Below are 19,315 nucleotides of genomic sequence, written 5' to 3'. Positions count from 1 at the left end.
GGGCCGTTAACTCAGTCGGTAGAGTATCTGCCTTTTAAGCAGAGAGTCACTGGTTCGAGCCCAGTACGGCCCACCACCCAAAAATGATGTTGCGTCCCCATCGTCTAGCCCGGTCCAGGACACCGGCCTTTCACGCCGGCGACAGGGGTTCGAATCCCCTTGGGGACGCCATCATTTTGGACTTTGAAAAAATTATAAAAGCCCCGGAATTTTTTCCGGGGCTTTTTTTGTTTGTACCGGTTTTTTGTCATCCGGGCCGTGTCGGATATTTTCATGCTTTGCCCGGTGTGCTTTTTCCTGTATACTCCACTGTGATCCATCCCCATGAAAAATACATGCCCTTGCGGGCACAACATTATCTGTTTTGACAACCATACACACTCCCGGGGTATGACCTGCGTTCCAGTCCCGGTCCATTCACAGCCAAGCCTGGAAATATATGCCCGGTTTGCCGGTGTTTTTTTATGACAAAGTTGCTGGTGTCACATACCCGTGCCTGCCATGATGATATATACTTTTACGGGATCCCTCTTTTTTGAGGATCATGGTGCACTCTGTTTTTAAATTCGGAGGTTCTATATTCAAATGAAACCCATTGTTGCCCTTGTGGGGCGGCCCAACGTGGGCAAATCTACTCTTTTTAATCGAATGACCAAATCCAGAAATGCCCTTGTGGATGATTTTCCCGGGGTAACAAGGGATCGTCATTATGCCGATGCCCTGTGGGATGAAATTCCTTTTACTGTGGTGGATACCGGGGGATTTCTTGTGTCCGATGATGATGTCTTTGCCGCAGAGATCAGGGAGCATGTGGAAATGGCCGTGGAAGAGGCCGATGTTGTGGTGCTGGTGCTGGATGGCCGGGCCGGGGTGTCTCCCTTTGATCAGGATCTGGTTCATATTTTAAGAAGAAGTGATAAACCTGTTTTTTATCTCATAAATAAAATTGAAAATAGCCGACAGCGGGATGATCTTGCTGAATTTTTCACCCTGGGCATGGATAAATTTTTTCCCGTATCCGCAGAGCACGGGGTGGGAGTTCCCACTTTCATGGATGCTTTGATTGGTGTGCTTGTGGATGAGGTGTTGCTTGCCCCCCCCATGGACGAAAAGGAAGCAGCCGAAAACCAGGAAATCTGTATTGCCGTGGCTGGGCGGCCCAATGTGGGGAAATCCTCCCTGATTAACCGTTTGTTTGGCACCAAACGGGTGGTGGTCAGTGAAAAGGCCGGTACCACAAGGGATGCCATTGATCTTACCATGGACAAGGATGGCAAAACATTCCGTCTCATTGATACCGCAGGTATTCGCCGCAAGGGAAAGGTTCGGGAAAAAATAGAAAAATATTCCATTCTCAAAGCGTTGAAAAGCCTGGATCGCTGTGATGTGGCACTGATTCTTGTTGATGCAAGTGAGGGGGTCACAGACCAGGATATCACCATTGCAGGCTATGCCCATGACCGGGGGTGTGGCGCTGTTTTTGTGTTGAATAAATGGGATCTGCTGGATAAGGAGGAAAAGAATCAAAAGATGTTTATGGAAGAGTTAAGGATGAAATCCAAGTTTCTATCCTTTGCCCCGGCCATCACCGTTTCTGCCCTCACGGGCCAGCGAACCCATAAGATTTTCTCCATGGTGGAATCGGTGTATGACGAGTATAATTACCGCATAAACACAGGGTTGCTCAATCGAATTATTGAAAATGCCATTTATCGTTCAGAGCCCTCCCTTCACAAGGGCAAACGGCTGAAATTTTTTTATGCCACCCAGGTGTCGGTGAAGCCGCCCACCATTGTCTGTTTTGTTAATTATCCCGAAGCGGTTCATTTTTCCTACAAGCGTTATCTGATTAATCAGATACGGGAAATGGCAGAGTTGGAAAAAACCCCCATTAATCTCTATTTCCGGGAGAAAACCGGAAAAATGGAGTTCACCGGAAAAACCGTGGCTGAAAAACGGTATACGGAAAAGAAATTTAAAACCACCACCCGTCGAAAAAAAGCGCGCATGGAACAACAGCGTAGGAAACGGGCCCGGGACGGGATGGATAAATAAATGGATCTGTTTGATGCGGGTATGGCAGAGCAGCTGTCCCATGCGCCCCTGGCCGATCGCATGCGTCCCCGGCACCTTGAAGAGGTGGTGGGACAGGCCCATGTGGTGGGCCGGGATTCGCTGCTGTGTCGATCCATTGCCGATGATCGCCTTTTTTCCATTATTCTCTGGGGACCGCCGGGGTGCGGTAAAACCACCATTGCAGGTATCATTGCCCGGGAGACCCGGTCCCATTTCATGGAAATTTCTGCGGTGCTTTCCGGGGTAAAAGAGATCCGCAAAGTCATTGATGCCGCCGGGGAACAGCGCAGGCTCCATGCCCGGAGAACCATTTTGTTTGTGGATGAGATTCATCGTTTTAACAAAGCCCAGCAGGATGCCTTTCTCCATCATGTTGAAAAGGGCCTTATTATTCTTGTGGGTGCCACCACGGAGAATCCCTCTTTTGAAGTGATTCCGGCTCTGGTCTCCCGGTGTCGTGTGGTGGCTTTGAAGCGATTGAGTAAAAAGCAGATTCGCCTTATCCTGGAGCGTGCTTTAACAGACAGGGAGCGGGGCCTTGGGCATATGAATCTGACCATGTCAGGGGAGGCCCTGGATCACATTGCCGCTGTTTCTGACGGCGATGTCCGCATTGCCCTGACAAATTTGGAGGCTGCTGCCGGCTTTGCCCGGCAAAGCACGCCGGATGTGAAAAGTGGCAGTACAGGTGCCCCCATGGATGTCACCCTTGCAGATGTGGAGCAGGCGGTGCAGAAAAAGGCGTTGAGGTATGATAAAAGTGGAGATCAGCATTTTAATCTTATCTCCGCCTTTCACAAAAGTCTTCGGGGCAGTGACCCTGACGCTGCATTGTACTGGATGACCCGCATGATGTCAGCCGGGGAAGATCCCTTGTATATCCTCAGGCGCATGGTGCGCTTTGCTGTGGAAGATGTGGGCCTTGCAGATCCCGGGGCATTGACCGTTGCCCTGAATGCCCTGGAAGCGTTCCGGTTTCTGGGACACCCCGAAGGGGATGACTGTCTGGCCCAGGCCGCCATATATCTGGCCACGGCACCCAAAAGCAATCGCGTGTACATGGCAGGGAAGGCTGTGCGCCGGGAGGTGGAAAATACCGGTTATCTGCCCGTTCCCCTGCACATCAGAAATGCCCCCACCGAGGTGATGAAGCAGCAGGGATATCATGCCGGGTATAAATATGCCCATGATTATCCCGGGGGGTATGTGCCCCAGGAATATCTTCCCCGGGAACTTGACGGTTGCTCTTTTTATGATCCCACGGCCCGGGGATATGAAGCAACTGTGAAAAATCGTCTGGAGGCCCGGCAACGCATTCACAGGCATGATGCTGGAAGAGAGAAGAAGTAACTTGTTGAATTTCTAACAGATTCTGAAGCAAAATCAGAGTAGCCAATATGGCTGTAATTCCTTGTATGTTTTGTTTAAGTTTGCTATGGATTCATGGTAGAAACAGTTTCATTCGATGATTTTGCTTTTATCCGGACTGTTATGGGATGGGGCCGCCGTTCCTTGATGTACGCCATGCTGACTGCTAAAAACATCACCGCCTGCCCCGTGTTTCATTTCCATACAACCGTTTGAAATTAAATCATTGCGTATCCAGCGATGGGTGGCCCCGGTGCTATCATGGGGCTGTACCGTCGGAAAAAATCTTGTCTTCCCCATGGCGCTTGCAGCGGCTTTGTTTGATTCAGGCAACGCGTTTTGCCGGGGGGAGCATCAACACATCGGAGACAGAAAAAAATGAAAGATGTTGTGATCGTAAGTGGTGTCAGAACACCTGTTGGGTCCTTTGGCGGTTCGTTAAAAAGTGTATCTGTTGTTGAGCTCGGTGCCACAGTGATGAAATCGGTTTTAAAGCGGGCGGGCCTGCGCCCTGAAGCGGATGAAGCCATTAAGGCATTTGGTCCTGACACCCTCAAGGATCAGGGACAGATTGACCTTGAAAAAAAGGGCTATGACTACGATGAATCCCTTACTCCGGTGCACATTGATGAGGTCATCATGGGGAATGTGCTCCAGGCAGGCCAGGGACAGAATACGGCCCGCCAGGCCATGATCGCCGCCGGTATCCCCCGCTTTACCCCGGCATTCACTGCCAATAAAATATGTGGTTCCGGACTCAAGGCCATTGCCCTGGGGGCCCAGGCCATCATGACCGGAGAAGCAGATGTTATCCTTGCCGGGGGCCAGGAGAGTATGAGCAATGCCCCCATGGCACTGCCCAAGGCACGTTGGGGCCATCGCATGGAACTCACCGGCACCGGTGACATCTATGATTTGATGGTGTTTGACGGTCTTTACGAAATTTTTTATGGATATCACATGGGACTGACAGCGGAAAACATTGTGGCAAAATACGGCATCACCCGCCAGGAACAGGATGAGCTGGCTTTGATGAGCCATACCCGGGCCCTGGGAGCCATCAAGGACGGTACCTTTGCCCAGGAGATCATCCCTGTGTCGTTCATGTCCCGGCGAAAAGAGGTTGTGGTGGATGTGGATGAACGGCCCATGGAGACCAGCATGGAAAAACTGGGCAAATTAAGGCCTGCCTTTAAAAAGGACGGCAGTGTCACCGCAGGAAATGCATCGGGCATTAATGACGGGGCCGCTGCAGTGCTGCTCATGACAGAAGAAAAAGCCGACGCCCTGGGCCTTGAAAAAATTGCCCGGATAAAATCCTTTGCCGCCGGTGGACTTGATCCTGCCTATATGGGGCTGGGACCGGTACCGGCCATTAACAAGGTGCTCTCCACCACCGGCATGGCCATGGGTGATATTGATATGGTGGAACTCAATGAGGCCTTTGCCGCCCAGGCCATCGGATGCATGAGGGAGCTCAACATTGATGTGGAAAAACCCAATGAGCTGGGAAGCGGTGTTTCATTGGGTCATCCCATTGGATGCACCGGTGCCAGACAAATGGTCACTGCCATTCATCAAATGAAGAGAAAGGGATACGGCACCGGTCTTATTTCCATGTGTATTGGCGGCGGCATGGGTATGGCCATGGTCATTGAACGGTAAATTTTACTTTACTTGAAGCGTTCCCGGTGGTAAAAAAACAGATTGTTTATAACTGCCAAGGGCAGACCGCATGTTGCATCTTGGTTTGCCCACAATGAAGCATGAAGGCGTATTCGCGTTATTTCTTTTTTTTATATGAAATACTCCGCAAATCAGGGATGTATTTCAATCTTTGTTGTGGCCAGACCGAGTTCAGAATAAGGTCTGCCCATGGCAGTTATATGAAATACTCCGCAAATCAGAGGTGTATTTCAAGCTTTGTTGTGGGTGGAACCGGATCAGAATACGGTCCGCTGCGGCGGTTTATTGGAAATAGCCGTGGCCGGGCCCATATTTTCACATCTGGGGCCCACAATAATATGTGAAAATTTCCCGGAACCCCGGGAAATTTTCACAATGGGCAGATCGTGTATTGCGGCACTTGAATTTGCCCACAATAAAAACAGGAAAGTCCTCTTGGTTACCAAGGGAATTTTTAAAAACCGTAACAGGTGCAAATAAAACAGGGGAGCTTGAAGCTATGGACATCAGCAGGAAATTGGGTATCATGATTTTTTCCGCCGTTCCGGCGATCATCGGTGGTGGTATTGTGTATCATTTTTTTGGAAGCTTTGTTCAGGTGATTATTTATGAATGCGTACTTTTGCTGGCAGCCGTAGGGTGTACCGGCCGTAAGTAAACCGCTTTGAAAAACCTGGAATATGTTGTGCACAGCATCAGGACATCCGATATTATTTGTCGTTATAAATTCCACAGCACTGATTAAAAATTTTGTTTCATTTTTTAAATGAAAAACCCGGCAAACCTGACGGATTTTCAAGTGTTGTTGTGGGTGGGCCAAGGTTAGAACACGGTCCGCCCGTGGCGCTTGTATGCAAAACCTGCCACTGCTTCTGCCACTTATTTTACACGAGTTTTACTCTTTAATATTCCCCCCAACGTTTTTTCCGGCAGCTGAATTGAGCCTTGCAAACCCGGTGTGGTACAGCTGCCTGCAATGCCTTGAACCCGGCACATCCGGTTCCCAGGCATTTCCCCAGGATTCATCTGGATTGATAATATCCGTTGTAAAGTTCCTAAAGGACAGTGAATGATAAACCAAGACAACAATGTAACAAGCATCGAGAAGGAGATGAAGCAGTCCTATCTCGAATATGCCATGAGCGTCATCATCGGCCGGGCCCTTCCCGATGTTCGAGACGGCCTCAAACCTGTTCATCGACGGGTGCTTTTTGCCATGCGTCAGCTGCGCAACGACTGGAATAAATCCTATAAAAAATCCGCCCGCGTGGTGGGTGATGTGATTGGTAAGTATCATCCCCATGGTGATTCTGCGGTGTATGACACCATTGTACGCATGGCCCAGGATTTTTCCATGCGTTATCCCCTGGTGGACGGCCAGGGAAATTTTGGTTCCGTGGACGGAGATTCTCCGGCGGCCATGAGGTACACGGAAATCCGCATGAAAAAGGTGGCCCACCAGATGCTGGCGGATCTTGAAAAAGAAACCGTGGACTGGATTCCCAATTATGATGAAACCATGGAGGAACCGTCGGTGCTGCCCACCCGGTTACCGGCTCTCCTGGTCAATGGCTCTTCGGGTATTGCCGTTGGTATGACCACCAATATTCCTCCCCACAACATCAAAGAGGTTGCCAATGCCGTTATTGCATTGCTGGATAACCCAACCATCTCCATCCCCGAGATCATGACCCATGTGCCTGGGCCTGATTTTCCCACCGCCGGTATGATATATGGGAAAAACGGTATCCATGATGCATACACCACCGGCCGGGGGGTTGTGGTGATGCGGGCTAAAATTGAGGTGGAGGAAAACAAGAAAACCAAGCGGGAAACAATTGTTGTCACAGAGCTGCCCTATCAGGTGAACAAGGCAAGGGTGGTGGAAAAGATCGCAGAACTCATGAAGACCCGGGTCATTGAGGGGGCCTCATTTGTAAGGGATGAGTCCGACCGTGACGGCATGAGAATTGCTGTCGGCCTGAAAAAAGATCAATTTTCCGAAGTGGTTATCAATCAGCTTTACAAACATACAGCCATGCAGTCCAGCTTTGGTATTATTTTTCTGGCGGTTGTTAACAAGCGTCCAGAACTTTTTACCATTAAGGAGCTGCTGGAACATTTTATCAAGCATCGCAAGGATGTGATTTTGCGGAGAACCCGGTTTGACCTGAGAAAAGCACAGGAGCGGGCACATATACTTGAAGGACTGCGGGTGGCGCTTGATCAGCTGGACCGGGTGGTGGCCCTGATCCGTTCGTCCCGATCCCCGGAAGCTGCAAAACAAGGGTTGGTTGCTGAATTTGAATTGTCAGAAATCCAGGCCCAGGCCATATTGGACATGCGTCTTCAGCGTCTCACCGGCCTTGAACGGGATAAAATTGAGGAAGAGTATGCGGCATTGCAAAAGGATATTGCCTGGTTCCAGGAAATCCTCTCCAGTGACCAAGTCGTTCGGGGAATTATCAGAGAGGAGATGGAGAACCTTAAGGAAGAGTTTTCCGATGAAAGACGCACCCGCATTGTTGAAAGTACCGGTGATATCAATATTGAAGATCTCATTGCCGAAGAAGACATGGTGGTGACCATCTCCCGCAGCGGCTATATTAAACGAAATCCCATCACTCTTTATGCCACCCAGCACCGGGGCGGCAAGGGCAAGATGGCCATGGGCACAAAAGAGGATGATTTTGTGGAACACCTTTTTGTGGCCTCCACCCACCATACCTTTTTATTTATCACCAACATGGGCAAGGTGTACCAGAGTAAGGTGTATGAACTTCCCATGGCCAGTCGTTCAAGTCTTGGAAAGGCCATTGTAAACCTGTTGAATCTGGATGAAGGAGAAGAACTTGCCACGGTGCTGACAGTGCCTGAGTTCACGGAAAATAAATATGTGGTCATGGCCACGGCCCGGGGCAGGGTGAAAAAAACCGACCTCATGGCTTACTCCCGACCCCGTTCCGGGGGACTTATCGGTATTAAACTTGCTGACGACGATGAGCTCATTGCCGCAGGCATCACCGATGGCAATATGGAGATTTTCTTGGGTTCCAATGAAGGCAAGGTGATTCGCTTTCACGAAGCAGAGGTCCGATCCACGGCCCGGGGCTCCATGGGGGTCCGTGGCATGCGCATCGGTGAAAAAGATTCCCATGTGGTGGGTATGGAAGTTTTGAGCCATGGAGAAACCCTTTTAACCGTGACTGAAAATGGGTATGGCAAACGCACCAATATTGAGGAGTATCGATGCCAGACCCGGGGAGGCAAGGGGGTATTTTCCATCAGAACATCCCAGCGTAACGGCCAGATGGTTTCTTTATTGCTGGTGGAAGACAAAGATGAGTTAATGCTGGTAACAGACAAGGGAAAACTCATTCGCACCGACATCAGCAGCATTTCAGTGATCAGCCGAAACACCCAGGGGGTAAAATTGATCAATCTTTCTGACCGGGAAAAACTCATTGGGGCGGCAAGACTTCCTGAGGAAGAGACGCCTCTTTCCGAGGATCATAAAGAAGATACCCCCCGGGAGGTCCCGGATAAAAGTGCTGAATCGGCCCCTGGGGAGGATGCGCCGGAAACGGATGATGGTGAACATGGGCAAGGAGACGCAGGACAATCATAAAGGTCGGGGCCATCGGAAACGATTGCGGGAACGGTTCCTCAAAGGAGGGCTTGCCGGATTTCTCGATTATGAAGTCATTGAACTTTTGTTGACCCTGAACACCCCTCGACAGGATTGTAAAGACCGGGCCAAGGCATTATTGGAACGATTTAAGACCCTCCAGGGGGTGTTTGAGGCCAATCCCCAAGAGCTTGCCCGGGTCAAGGGCATTGGTCCATCCAACATTCTGGGACTTCGCCTGATAAAAGATGTCTCAGACAGATATCTTGCCTCCCGGGTGATTCATGGGGAGATTCTTGGCAATTCCCGGGAACTCAAAACCTATTTGAGTCATGCCATTGGAAGGAAAAATAAAGAGGTGTTTGCCGGGATTTTTCTGGATGCCAAGAACCGGGTCAATGCCATGGAAATTCTTTTTGAAGGCACCTTGACCATGAGTTCTGTTTATCCAAGGGAAGTGATTGTCAAGGCCCTGGAGCACAGGGCTGCAGCCATCATTTTTGCCCACAACCATCCCTCGGGGGATGTCTCCCCTTCACCGGAAGATATTGCCATCACCAAACGACTGGTCTTTGCCCTGCGCCATGTGGGTATCACGGTCCATGAGCACATGATCACCGGGGGCAGCGGGTTTTACAGTTTTGCTGAACAGGGCTATATTGCTGAATTTAACAGGGAGTTTGAACAAAATGGCTGATCCGGGGAAAAGATCTCTTCCGCAATGTTTTGGGCAACTTGAAAAAGTATTTCCCATGGGGGACCGGGGACTCAGGCAGACACCGGAGGTGTGCATGGGCTGCATCCATAAAACCGATTGTCTTAGACAGGCCATGTCCGGCACCGGGGGACTCAATGTAAAAGAAGAGATGGTAAGGCGGGGGGAAAAAGCCGGTGCCATTGGTTTTCTTGAGCGCTGGTCCAAAAAAAAGAAACTTCACAGGCAAAAAAAAAAATTTGGGGAAAAAAATGAAATCAGTAAAAGATCTTGATCTGGAAGGTAAAAGGGTGCTGGTGCGTGTGGATTATAATTTACCCCTGGATGAACACCAGGTCATCACCGATGATAACAGAATAAAGGCCACCCTTCCCCTGATTCGTTATCTGCTTGAACATGACACCCGGATTATATTAATTTCCCACATGGGCCGCCCCAGGGGCAAGCGGGTGCCGGAACTTTCCCTGGCCCCTGCGGCAAGGCGGCTGGAAGCACTTCTTTCCCATCCTGTTACCTTTGTCAATGACTGCATTGGACCGGAGGTTCACGCCGCCGTTGAAAAAATGGTACCGGGAGATATTGTACTGCTGGAAAATTTAAGGTTTCATGGGGAAGAACAAGCCAATGATCCAGAATTTGCAAAACAGTTTGCCGCCCTTTGCGACTGTTTTGTTAACGAAGCCTTTTCCGTGTCACACAGAACCCAGGCCTCGGTGGTGGGTATTTCCCGTGTGGTGAAGATGTCCGGGGCCGGTTTTTTACTGGAAAAAGAGATTGCCTGTTATCGAAATTCTGTGGAGGCTCCAAAGCGTCCCTTGACTGCCGTTGTGGGCGGTGCCAAAGTTTCAAGTAAGCTTTCCGCCTTGAATAATCTTATTAATCATGTGGACACCCTGATCATCGGAGGGGCCATGGCCAACACTTTTTTAAAAAGCCGGGGCATTGATGTGGGGGCATCCATGGTTGAGGATGAGCTTGTGGCCACGGCTGGAGAGATTCTTAAAAAAGCCGCGGAAAAAAAGGTCAATTGCCTTCTGCCCGTGGATGTGGTGATTGCAGAAACGTTTGACAAAAATGCAGAAAAGAAGATCGTGTCTGTGGAGAATATTCCCCGGCAATGGATGGTCATGGATATCGGCCCTGAAACCACAGCAGCCTTTTCCAGGGCTGTGGAGACCTCGGCAACAATTGTATGGAACGGCCCCATGGGGGTCTTTGAAATGGAACGTTTTCGCAGTGGAACCTGCGGCGTTGCCCAGGCCATTGCCGCATCCCGGGGATTTTGCGTGGTGGGTGGCGGGGACACCGGACTTGCGGTGAATGTGTGTCGGGTAACAGAAAAAATGGATTACATCTCCACAGGTGGCGGGGCCTTTCTTTATCTCATGGAGGGACGTACACTGCCCGGTGTGACAGCCCTTGAAAAATTGGATAAAATATAATATGGAATTTTGTTGCCCCAGAGATGCGTTGAGCCGGGATGAAAAACTGCGACGCTCCTACTATGAAGTTCTCCGGGATGAGATGGATCAATTTGTCATTGAATATTCCCTGGTGGATTCATATAATAATTTTTTAAGGGAGAATAAACGGTATCCATTTGTGGAGACCCGGGAGATGAAACCCCGGGCAAGGATTCCCAGTGTTGAGTTTGAGTGTCAGAATTCATTCTTGATTTTGTTTCTGGAGGATCATGTTGATGATCAGCATAAAAAATACATCCGTTTTTTTGATATCAATAAAACCACCAAGACCAATCTGTTAAAACATAAGGAATTTCCCAGTGTGATGGATTTTAACCGTAATGTTAAATTCCTGGAAACCGATGGTTTTTTTGACTTCATGAAATCCCTTATGCCTGTGGATTATGCCCTGTTGATCCAGCGGGATATGAATTCCAAGAGCCGGTATGCTCTGACCCATTTTCATGTACGGGTGGACTGGCCCATTGCCGATGCAGCCGAGGACCTTGCCATTTATTTGAGATATATTTCCAAGGATCTTTATGAAAAAGGAGATAAATACGCGGAAAATTTTCAAAAAAAATTTTTTGAGTATCATGGTGTGCCAGTGATGGCCGGGGGCCGGCGCACAGCCGCCATTGTGGCGGCACAGTATCTTAGAAAAATAAGGGGCATCAAGACCATATATGTGGGAAGCAGCGAGTCCCGGGCATTGCTGAAACTGGGGGAGAACGGGTTGTCCAAATTTGTACTGGCCAGATTTTCCCGGGATGAGGTCAGAGAGATTGCCAAAAGTGCCATGATCACCCAGAACAGCTTTACAAAAAATTATGCCATTGCAAGAGAAGGTAAGAAACTTGTGTGCATATTTAATGTCAATTACGACTACACCTGCCACTCCCTGCCCCCCGAGGGAGGACGCCTTCGTGATTTAAATCCCGATACCAACTGGTTGACGGTGTCCCTGGAACAGATCATTCCCCGTCCCGGGGTGTGTAAATATTCCCCCATCCCCTTTAAGATGATTTATACCTGACCCGGATCCATATCCTTCACAATTATTTCATACATTTAGCTGCTTACTTTGCGAATGATGTCACCGGGCCTGCAGGGGTGTTCAAGTTCCAGGGTGGGACTGGAATTTGGCTGTCCGTTCTCAATGGTCATCCCCGATGCATCAATGATGTTTTTCACACGGCTTTTAACAGGTATTCCTTCCGGTACCATGATTTCCACTTCATCCCCCCGGGAGATCTTATTTTTCACATCCAGTGTAACCCGGTTGCCGGGGACACATGTTTTTGCCCGCCCAATGAATGCATGGATCAGCCCGGTATGATAATTGGCATAGTTTGGCATGATCTCATCCGGAGAATTAAAATAGAATCCTGTGCTGTATTCCCGGTGATAAACAAGGGCCAGCTCCTTTTTCCATTGTTCTGTGACCTGGAAATTCTTTGGGGAGCGGACAAAGGCATCAATGGCTTCCCGGTAGGTTTTCACCACCGATGCCAGATAACTGACGCCCTTCATTCTACCCTCAATCTTTAAAGAAGTGATACCGGCTTTTATCAGTTCCGGGATGAACTGTACCATGCAAAGATCCTTGGAGTTGAAAATATAGGTGCCCCTTTCATCTTCCATTAAAGAGTGATACTGCCCCGGGCGCTGCTCTTCCTCCACACGGTATTTCCATCGACAGGGATGGCTGCACGCCCCGCGGTTGCTGTCACGCCGGGTGAGAAAATTGCTCAGCAGACACCGGCCGGAGTAGGAGATGCACATGGCACCGTGGATGAAGGTTTCCGTTTCCAGAATATTTCTTTTGCTGATATCCCGGATCTCCTTGAGACTCAGTTCCCGGGCCAGGTTCACCCTTGTCACCCCGGTCTGTTTCCAGAATTCCAGGGCATTATAATTGGTGGTGTTGGACTGGGTGCTCAAATGGATATCCACATGGGGTATGAGCTTTCCGGCAAGAAGGATAATGCCGGGATCAGCAATGATCACGGCATCGGGACCCATATCTCCGAGACATTTAAGAAAGTCTGCAAGCCTTTCCTGTTCGTGGTTTCTGGAGTAGATGTTACAGGCCACATAAACCTTGACGCCGTTTTTATGGGCCAGATTTATGGCATCTGCCATCTCCGGTTCCGTGAAGTTGTGGGTGAGATTTCTGAGGCTGAAATCTTTTCCGGCAAGATAAACAGCATCTGCACCATAGTGGATGGCCACTTCCAGCTTTTCAAAATTTCCAGCCGGTGCCAGGAGTTCTGGTGTTGTAAAATTTTCAGGCATGATTTTTCGCTTAGAGAATGGTACCCCCGGCAGGAATCGAACCTGCGCTCAAGGATTAGGAATCCTATGCTCTATCCACTGAGCTACGGGGGCCTTGGATGTTTTATTCCACCAGGAGTTTTTGCCCCGGGTAGATCCTGCTTTTTGAGGTAAGGCGATTCAATGAGAGCAGGCGTTGGAGTGTCATATTATATTTTTGTGCAATTGTAAAGGGATTATCCCCCGATTTCACCCGATAGGATACAGTTTTTTTCCTTTTTTTTGTTTTGGAAGAAGAACTGCCGGGGATGATCAGTTTCTGGCCGGCATACAACCGGGTGGAGCGAAGTTTGTTGGCTGCCTGTATGCGTTTGGTGGTGGTGCCGTATTTATTGGCAATGAGCCAGAGGTTGTCCCCGGATCTCACGGTGTATCTCACAGAGGCGCGGCGGTTTTTTTTCTTTTTGGCGGGGGCAGTTCTTTTTTTTACTTTGTTTGCCGGGATTTTCAGCACCTTGCCTGTTCTGATAACAGAACGGGTGGACAGCCCATTGGCGGATGTCACCGTTTTCAAGGTGGTGCCGTAGTATCTGGCAATGGAGGAAAGGGTCTGCCCCCTTTTTACGCGATGGTATACATATTTTTTTTCCGTGGTACGTGTCCTGGACGGTTTTATGGTTTTAAAGCGGGCCAGGAAGCCATGGGCAGCTGTTTGCGGAATTCGAAGTTCGTAGGGATCAGCAGGCAGAAGTTCGTATCTTAACTCCGGATTCAGGGATTTAAGGCTGTTAAGGGAAGCACCGGTGGCCGAGGCAATATTTTTCAAATAAACCTGTTTTTTCACCGTAAATACTTCATAGGGAATGGGTGTGTCTATTTTCCCGGGATCAATGTTGTATTTTTCCGGGTTCTTTAAAATGTGCAGGGTGGCCAGAAATCGGGGAACGTACCGTGCGGTTTCCCGGGGCAGTTTTTCATAGAGATCCCAGAAATTATCAAGATAATTTGTTTTTTGCCTTCTGATGGTTTTTAAGACCCTTCCTTCTCCACAGTTGTATGCGGCAAGCACCGTTGCCCAGTCTCCGAAAATGTTGTGCAGTTCCGAAAGATAGGCAATGGCGGCCTGGGTGGCTTTTTCGGGATCAAGGCGTTCATCAATGAAGTAGTTGCGTTTTAAACCAAACTTATATCCTGTGGAGGGAATAAATTGCCACAGTCCCAGGGCCCTGGCATGGGAAAGTGCCTTTACCTTAAAACCGCTTTCAATGAGGGGAAGCCAGGAGAGTTCCTGGGGAAGTCCTGCTTTTTTAAGTTCAGCCAAAATATAAGGGCGATAGCGGCCCGCCCTTTTCATGGAGCGGATGAAAAATTGTTTTTCAGGACCGGTGAACCGGGCAATCTCTTTTTTGACATGGGTATTAAGGGTCAGGGGAATGGCGTTGTGCTCCCCTGTGACCACAATATGGCGGGACGCATGAATTTCAAGGATGCGTTTGGCAATCATGTACCGAAGATCTTCTTTTTGCTGGTTCAGTTCAGGCTGATTCCGAAGATCCAGGTCCAGGATGGTGGCATAGGCAATGTCCAGCTCATTGAGTGCGCTCTCAAGTTCGCCTTTTTCCCAGAAATCCTGGGCCGATTCGCACAGCTCCAGGGCATGATCAATGCCTTCCTGGGCCATTGGGATGGATTTGTCTGTGGCGGAAACGGGAAGGGGGGCATTGTCTGTGCTTGATGTTTTTTCGCATGGCCCTTCATTTTCTATTGTTTCATTTTGGGAAAAATCTTTTAAAAAACGCTGGTGAACGGTGGATGGCTGTAATCCTGATAAGGTTGATGCCGGAGGCTGGGTGGGGGGAGAGGTGGAAGCGGTGTTCATGGTATGGGTACAGCCGGTGAGATAAAAGATGCCGATCAATGAAACAATTTTCAGGCCTGTGCCAATATTATTTTTATTCATGGTGATATCATCGTCTCTTGGGTATGCGGTTTTGGGTTGAAGTGACGGTGAACTGCTTTTTTGTACAAGGATTGACGGGGTGGGGCAGACTTTTAATAAAAATTTTCACGGGGATTATTACAGGGTTCCCCAGGCGAGTTGTATGAAAAATAGATCTTGTTGGATATGGGGTTAATATTTGAATCAAGCCTGATCCCCGGAGCCATTTGTTCACCGGGACGGTTAAACCCCGGGCTCCAAAGCATATTCACAGGGATTATTGTTATCGGAATAATATACAGGTGTCAAGTAAATATGAACCCGGTGATCACAGAGGCAAATGGAATGAATTTGTTGATTAAAATTGAATAAATAGTGAAAAACAGCAATAAGTCTTTAAAATAGTAGTATTCAGATGAAAATAGATTGAATTTGGTTTTTAATCTGTTTTAATCTGCTTTTATCATTTTTAAACTCATTTTTTGGGGATTGCCAGATGGGGGGTGCTTTGTTATTATCCCCGGGTCTTTCGCAAGGCAGAACAGCTGCGGATGATGATGCCGATATAGCTCAGCTGGTAGAGCATCTCACTTGTAATGAGAATGTCCTCCGTTCGATTCGGGGTATCGGCTCCAGAAAAAAATGTAATGGTGGGGTTCCCGAGTGGTCAAAGGGATCAGACTGTAAATCTGACGGCTCAGCCTTCGGAGGTTCAAATCCTCCCCCCACCACCACAAAATTGTTCGTGTAGGAGATCTCAAAATGACAGGGGTCGCATACTGCATTGAATGTATGCTTTAAGTTTCGATTGTCTTTTTTGCGGCGGTCGCTTCTTTATAAAAGCGGGAGTAGCTCAGTTGGTAGAGCTTCAGCCTTCCAAGCTGAATGTCGCGAGTTCGAGCCTCGTCTCCCGCTCCACACCTTATTTTGATTTCTTCATAATAAATAGTTGCATCGTAGTTATTCAGTGGACAATGCCCATGTAGCTCAGTAGGTAGAGCGCTTCCTTGGTAAGGAAGAGGTTCAACGGTTCGAATCCGTTCATGGGCTCCACCCCACCAGGGAGGATCTGTTTAAAATGGCAAAAGAAAAATTTGAGCGGACCAAACCGCATGTCAATATCGGAACCATCGGTCACATTGATCATGGTAAAACCACTCTTACTGCTGCAATTACCAAGCATGCTGCTCTTGCAGGTCATGGTGATTTTATTCCCTTTGATGAGATTGACAAGGCGCCCGAAGAGCGTGAGCGGGGTATTACCATTGCCACTGCCCATGTTGAATATGAGACTGCCAATCGTCATTATGCCCATGTGGATTGTCCCGGTCATGCTGATTATATCAAAAATATGATCACCGGAGCTGCCCAGATGGACGGCGCGGTTCTGGTTGTAAGTGCCGACGACGGCCCCATGCCCCAGACCCGGGAGCATATTCTTCTTGCCCGCCAGGTGGGTGTTCCCAGTATTGTTGTGTTTTTGAATAAATGCGACATGGTGGATGATGAGGAGCTCATTGAGCTGGTGGAGATGGAACTTCAGGAATTGCTGGATAAGTACGAATTTCCCGGAGATGATACTCCCATAGTCAGGGGATCTGCCTTGAAGGCTCTGGAGTGTGATGATCCCGATGGTGAAGATGCCAAGTGTATTGCTGAGCTTCTGGGCGTTCTTGACTCTTATGTTGAAGAGCCTGTGCGCGACACAGATAAAGACTTTCTAATGCCCATTGAGGATGTGTTCAGTATTTCCGGTCGCGGGACGGTTGTTACCGGTCGAATTGAGCGCGGAGTGATCAAAACCGGAGAAGAGGTTGAGCTGGTGGGTATCCGGGAGACAACAAAGACCACCTGTACCGGTGTTGAAATGTTCCGAAAGCTCCTTGATGAAGGTCAGGCCGGAGATAATGTCGGTCTGCTTCTGCGGGGCACCAAGCGGGATGCTGTTGAAAGGGGTCAGGTTGTTGCCAAGCCCGGTAGTATTAAGCCCTACACCAAGTTTGAGGCGGAAATTTACTGTCTGAGCAAGGAAGAGGGTGGGCGTCATACGCCTTTTTTCAGCGGGTATCGTCCCCAGTTTTTCTTTAGAACCACCGATGTGACAGGAGTTTTAAATCTGGCAGAAGGTGTTGAGATGATCATGCCTGGTGATAATGCAAGCATTTCTGCGGAACTGATTGCCCCCATTGCCATGGAAAAAGAACTTCGATTTGCCATCAGGGAAGGTGGACGCACTGTTGGTGCCGGTGTGATCGGCGAAATTATCGAATAGCTCTAACTATCGAATAGAATCTAAGGGAGTTTCTTGTGGCAAGAGTAAATATTACGCTTTCATGTACTGAATGTAAGCGAAAGAACTACACAACGACGAAAAACAAACGAACCACACCGGATAAGCTTGAATTTGAGAAGTATTGTCGATTCTGCAAAAAACATGTTCTGCACAAGGAAACAAAGTAGGCTGTGCATTGATATTGTAGAATTGAGTTGATTATCCAGTTATGTTTGTGAATGCAGGTCAGTAGCTCTAATTGGTAGAGCGCCGGACTCCAAATCCGGATGCTGGGGGTTCGAGTCCCTCCTGACCTGCCATTTTTGTTTGTGGATAATGATTTTGTGTAAAATTTTAAGATAGGAAATACGCTGCTTTGTAAGCATAAAGATGGCGGTTGTATTCGACAGGAGTGGCATGGCACGGTTACAGAAAAAGAAAGTATCATCGGACAAGACTCGAAAACGTGAGGCATCTTCAGGGGTGTCAGTCAACGAAAAAAACAGTCCGGCAGCTTCTTCTGTCAAAGCGGGCCAGAAACGTGGGGAAAATCGACCGGCAGCGGCGCCTGTGGTTCCTTCTGATCCCAATTTTATTCAAAAGGGGCTGGAATTTTTAAGGGAAGTCCGTGTGGAGTTGAAAAAAGTAACATGGCCCTCGCGTAAGCAGACAGCGGGTTCCACCCTTGTGGTTATTATTCTGGTCTTTATTCTTGGTGCGTTTCTCGGGTTGGTGGATATCAGCTTGTCCAAGCTTGTTCAAATTGTTCTGGCATAAAAAGGGAGTTGAAATTGTCTCTCAAATGGTATGTGGTTCATGTGTATTCAGGCTATGAGCAAAAGGTGAAACTGGCACTGGAAGACCAGATTAAGAACGCAAGATGTTCTGATAAGTTTGGTGAAGTTCTGGTTCCCACCGAACATGTGGTTGAACTTGTCAACGGCAAAAAAAAGGAATCTTCACGGAAATTTTATCCGGGATATATTCTGGTGAACATGGAGCTCAATGATGAAACGTGGCATATCGTTACATCCACGGCCAAAGTGACCGGGTTCCTTGGGGGCAAAAACAGACCTGCGCCCATCAGTGAAAAAGAAGCTGCGGATATTATCCAGCGCATGGAGCTTGGGAAGTCCAAGCCCCAGCCTAAGTATTTTTTCGAAATTGGAGATGATGTCCGGGTGACTGACGGTCCTTTCGTGAATTTTAACGGAACTGTGGAAGAAGTGAATCCGGAAAAAGGCAAAGTGAAAGTGCTTGTCAGTATTTTCGGCAGGGCAACACCTGTGGAGCTGGATTTTGTCCAGGTGACAAAGATATAACCGCCACGGGCGGATCTTGTTCTGAGCTCGGTCCACCCCCAACAAAGCTTGAAAAACCAGTGGCTCGCACGGGTTTTTCTTACAAAATTTAGAAACATTAAAGCGTGTGTCAGGAGTAAAGAAGATGGCAAAAAAAGTGATGGCGCAGATTAAACTTCAGGTCGCGGCAGGTAAAGCCAATCCCTCTCCGCCAATTGGCCCGGCCCTGGGTCAGCATGGTGTGAATATAATGGACTTTTGCAAGGCCTTTAATGCCCGGACTGCCAACGATGCCGGCTCAATTATTCCGGTGGTTATTACTGTTTTTCAGGATCGAACATTTTCCTTTATAACAAAAACCCCTCCGGCTTCCATGCTGCTTAGAAAGGCTGCCAATATTGCCAAGGGCTCTGGTGAACCCAATCGTAATAAGGTGGGAAAAGTCTCCCGGGATCAGTTGGTGGAGATTGCAAATATAAAAATGGAAGATTTGAATGCCAATGATGTGGACGCTGCCGTTAATATCATTGCAGGAACCGCCAGAAGCATGGGGATAGAGGTTGTTTAACTGTTATTAAGGAGTGAGTGAT

The 19,315-nt window shown here is 48.6% G+C and carries 19 protein-coding genes and 8 tRNA genes; 23 read left to right on the top strand and 4 right to left on the bottom strand.

The genetic code is table 11. The features are described from left to right. A tRNA-Lys gene (locus B9A32_RS00510) sits at positions 1-76 on the top strand. 17 nt (positions 77-93) lie between these two features. Beyond that, positions 94-171, top strand: a tRNA-Glu gene (locus B9A32_RS00505). 21 nt (positions 172-192) lie between these two features. Here the strand turns inward: B9A32_RS00505 and B9A32_RS00500 are convergent. Next, positions 193-375, bottom strand: coding sequence for a hypothetical protein (locus B9A32_RS00500; RefSeq protein WP_084066417.1), 183 nt, complete (start codon positions 373-375; stop codon positions 193-195). Positions 376-585: 210 nt separating this feature from the next. Between B9A32_RS00500 and der the strand changes: the two genes are divergently transcribed. The 11 genes from der to B9A32_RS00450 all read left to right on the top strand — a co-directional run bounded on the left by der (position 586) and on the right by B9A32_RS00450 (position 11,972). Then, positions 586-2,055: a ribosome biogenesis GTPase Der gene (gene der, locus B9A32_RS21000; protein ID WP_139795651.1), complete on the top strand. Its 1,470-nt coding sequence runs from the start codon at positions 586-588 to the stop codon at positions 2,053-2,055. After that, on the top strand, positions 2,056-3,426 hold the full coding sequence (locus tag B9A32_RS20995) for a replication-associated recombination protein A (protein WP_139795650.1): 1,371 nt from the start codon (positions 2,056-2,058) through the stop codon (positions 3,424-3,426). Between the two features lie 396 nt (positions 3,427-3,822). Continuing rightward, positions 3,823-5,109, top strand: coding sequence for a thiolase family protein (locus tag B9A32_RS00485; protein ID WP_084066415.1), 1,287 nt, complete (start codon positions 3,823-3,825; stop codon positions 5,107-5,109). 221 nt (positions 5,110-5,330) lie between these two features. Beyond that, the gene (locus B9A32_RS21465; RefSeq protein ID WP_212637533.1) at positions 5,331-5,474 is read left to right on the top strand and encodes a hypothetical protein; all 144 of its coding nucleotides are present in this window, start codon (positions 5,331-5,333) and stop codon (positions 5,472-5,474) included. A gap of 182 nt (positions 5,475-5,656) precedes the next feature. Next, entirely contained in the window at positions 5,657-5,788 is a 132-nt protein-coding gene (locus tag B9A32_RS22250; protein ID WP_269748989.1) for a hypothetical protein, read from the top strand. Positions 5,789-6,068: 280 nt separating this feature from the next. Beyond that, the gene (locus B9A32_RS22245; RefSeq protein WP_269748985.1) at positions 6,069-6,203 is read left to right on the top strand and encodes a hypothetical protein; all 135 of its coding nucleotides are present in this window, start codon (positions 6,069-6,071) and stop codon (positions 6,201-6,203) included. After that, positions 6,200-8,758, top strand: a complete 2,559-nt coding sequence (gene gyrA, locus B9A32_RS00470) for a DNA gyrase subunit A (protein WP_084066412.1) — start codon at positions 6,200-6,202, stop codon at positions 8,756-8,758. Before B9A32_RS22245 ends, gyrA begins: the two co-directional genes overlap by 4 nt. Then, positions 8,730-9,455: a RadC family protein gene (gene radC / locus B9A32_RS00465; RefSeq protein WP_084066669.1), complete on the top strand. Its 726-nt coding sequence runs from the start codon at positions 8,730-8,732 to the stop codon at positions 9,453-9,455. The genes gyrA and radC overlap by 29 nt, the downstream gene beginning before the upstream one ends. Next, positions 9,448-9,747: a hypothetical protein gene (locus B9A32_RS00460; protein WP_084066411.1), complete on the top strand. Its 300-nt coding sequence runs from the start codon at positions 9,448-9,450 to the stop codon at positions 9,745-9,747. Before radC ends, B9A32_RS00460 begins: the two co-directional genes overlap by 8 nt. Next, the gene (locus tag B9A32_RS00455) at positions 9,725-10,915 is read left to right on the top strand and encodes a phosphoglycerate kinase (RefSeq protein ID WP_084066410.1); all 1,191 of its coding nucleotides are present in this window, start codon (positions 9,725-9,727) and stop codon (positions 10,913-10,915) included. Before B9A32_RS00460 ends, B9A32_RS00455 begins: the two co-directional genes overlap by 23 nt. A gap of 1 nt (position 10,916) precedes the next feature. Continuing rightward, positions 10,917-11,972 carry a hypothetical protein gene (locus B9A32_RS00450; protein WP_084066668.1) on the top strand — a complete coding sequence of 352 codons (1,056 nt, stop codon included), beginning with the start codon at positions 10,917-10,919 and terminating at the stop codon, positions 11,970-11,972. Between the two features lie 35 nt (positions 11,973-12,007). On the opposite strand, the gene B9A32_RS00445 is transcribed toward B9A32_RS00450, so the two are convergent. The 3 genes from B9A32_RS00445 to B9A32_RS00435 form a co-directional block, all read right to left on the bottom strand. Then, positions 12,008-13,234, bottom strand: a complete 1,227-nt coding sequence (locus B9A32_RS00445; protein WP_084066409.1) for a peptidase U32 family protein — start codon at positions 13,232-13,234, stop codon at positions 12,008-12,010. Between the two features lie 18 nt (positions 13,235-13,252). Further along, positions 13,253-13,327, bottom strand: a tRNA-Arg gene (locus tag B9A32_RS00440). A 10-nt stretch (positions 13,328-13,337) separates the two neighbouring features. Beyond that, on the bottom strand, positions 13,338-15,173 hold the full coding sequence (locus tag B9A32_RS00435; RefSeq protein ID WP_084066408.1) for a lytic transglycosylase domain-containing protein: 1,836 nt from the start codon (positions 15,171-15,173) through the stop codon (positions 13,338-13,340). Between the two features lie 538 nt (positions 15,174-15,711). Here B9A32_RS00435 and B9A32_RS00425 point away from each other — a divergent pair. The 10 genes from B9A32_RS00425 to rplK all read left to right on the top strand — a co-directional run bounded on the left by B9A32_RS00425 (position 15,712) and on the right by rplK (position 19,293). Beyond that, positions 15,712-15,787: transfer RNA gene (locus tag B9A32_RS00425), tRNA-Thr, on the top strand. Positions 15,788-15,801: 14 nt separating this feature from the next. Then, positions 15,802-15,886, top strand: a tRNA-Tyr gene (locus tag B9A32_RS00420). Positions 15,887-15,994: 108 nt separating this feature from the next. Further along, a tRNA-Gly gene (locus B9A32_RS00415) sits at positions 15,995-16,070 on the top strand. Positions 16,071-16,128: 58 nt separating this feature from the next. After that, a tRNA-Thr gene (locus B9A32_RS00410) sits at positions 16,129-16,205 on the top strand. Between the two features lie 25 nt (positions 16,206-16,230). After that, positions 16,231-17,424 (top strand): elongation factor Tu, encoded by a 1,194-nt coding sequence (gene tuf / locus B9A32_RS00405; RefSeq protein WP_084066406.1) that lies wholly within the window; start codon positions 16,231-16,233, stop codon positions 17,422-17,424. A 35-nt stretch (positions 17,425-17,459) separates the two neighbouring features. Continuing rightward, on the top strand, positions 17,460-17,612 hold the full coding sequence (gene rpmG, locus B9A32_RS00400) for a 50S ribosomal protein L33 (RefSeq protein WP_084066405.1): 153 nt from the start codon (positions 17,460-17,462) through the stop codon (positions 17,610-17,612). A gap of 55 nt (positions 17,613-17,667) precedes the next feature. Continuing rightward, a tRNA-Trp gene (locus tag B9A32_RS00395) sits at positions 17,668-17,744 on the top strand. 97 nt (positions 17,745-17,841) lie between these two features. Continuing rightward, positions 17,842-18,201 (top strand): preprotein translocase subunit SecE, encoded by a 360-nt coding sequence (gene secE / locus B9A32_RS00390; RefSeq protein ID WP_084066404.1) that lies wholly within the window; start codon positions 17,842-17,844, stop codon positions 18,199-18,201. 14 nt (positions 18,202-18,215) lie between these two features. Next, positions 18,216-18,746 carry a transcription termination/antitermination protein NusG gene (gene nusG, locus B9A32_RS00385; protein ID WP_084066403.1) on the top strand — a complete coding sequence of 177 codons (531 nt, stop codon included), beginning with the start codon at positions 18,216-18,218 and terminating at the stop codon, positions 18,744-18,746. 124 nt (positions 18,747-18,870) lie between these two features. Beyond that, a complete protein-coding gene (rplK, locus tag B9A32_RS00380; RefSeq protein ID WP_084066402.1) occupies positions 18,871-19,293 on the top strand; it encodes a 50S ribosomal protein L11 in 423 nt (140 codons plus the stop codon). Positions 19,294-19,315 lie beyond the last annotated feature (22 nt).

The sequence above is a fragment of the Desulfocicer vacuolatum DSM 3385 genome (assembly GCF_900176365.1).
In the GTDB taxonomy this organism is placed as follows: Bacteria; Desulfobacterota; Desulfobacteria; order Desulfobacterales; family Desulfobacteraceae; genus Desulfocicer; species Desulfocicer vacuolatum.
This window is presented reverse-complemented; position numbering and strand designations above follow the sequence as displayed.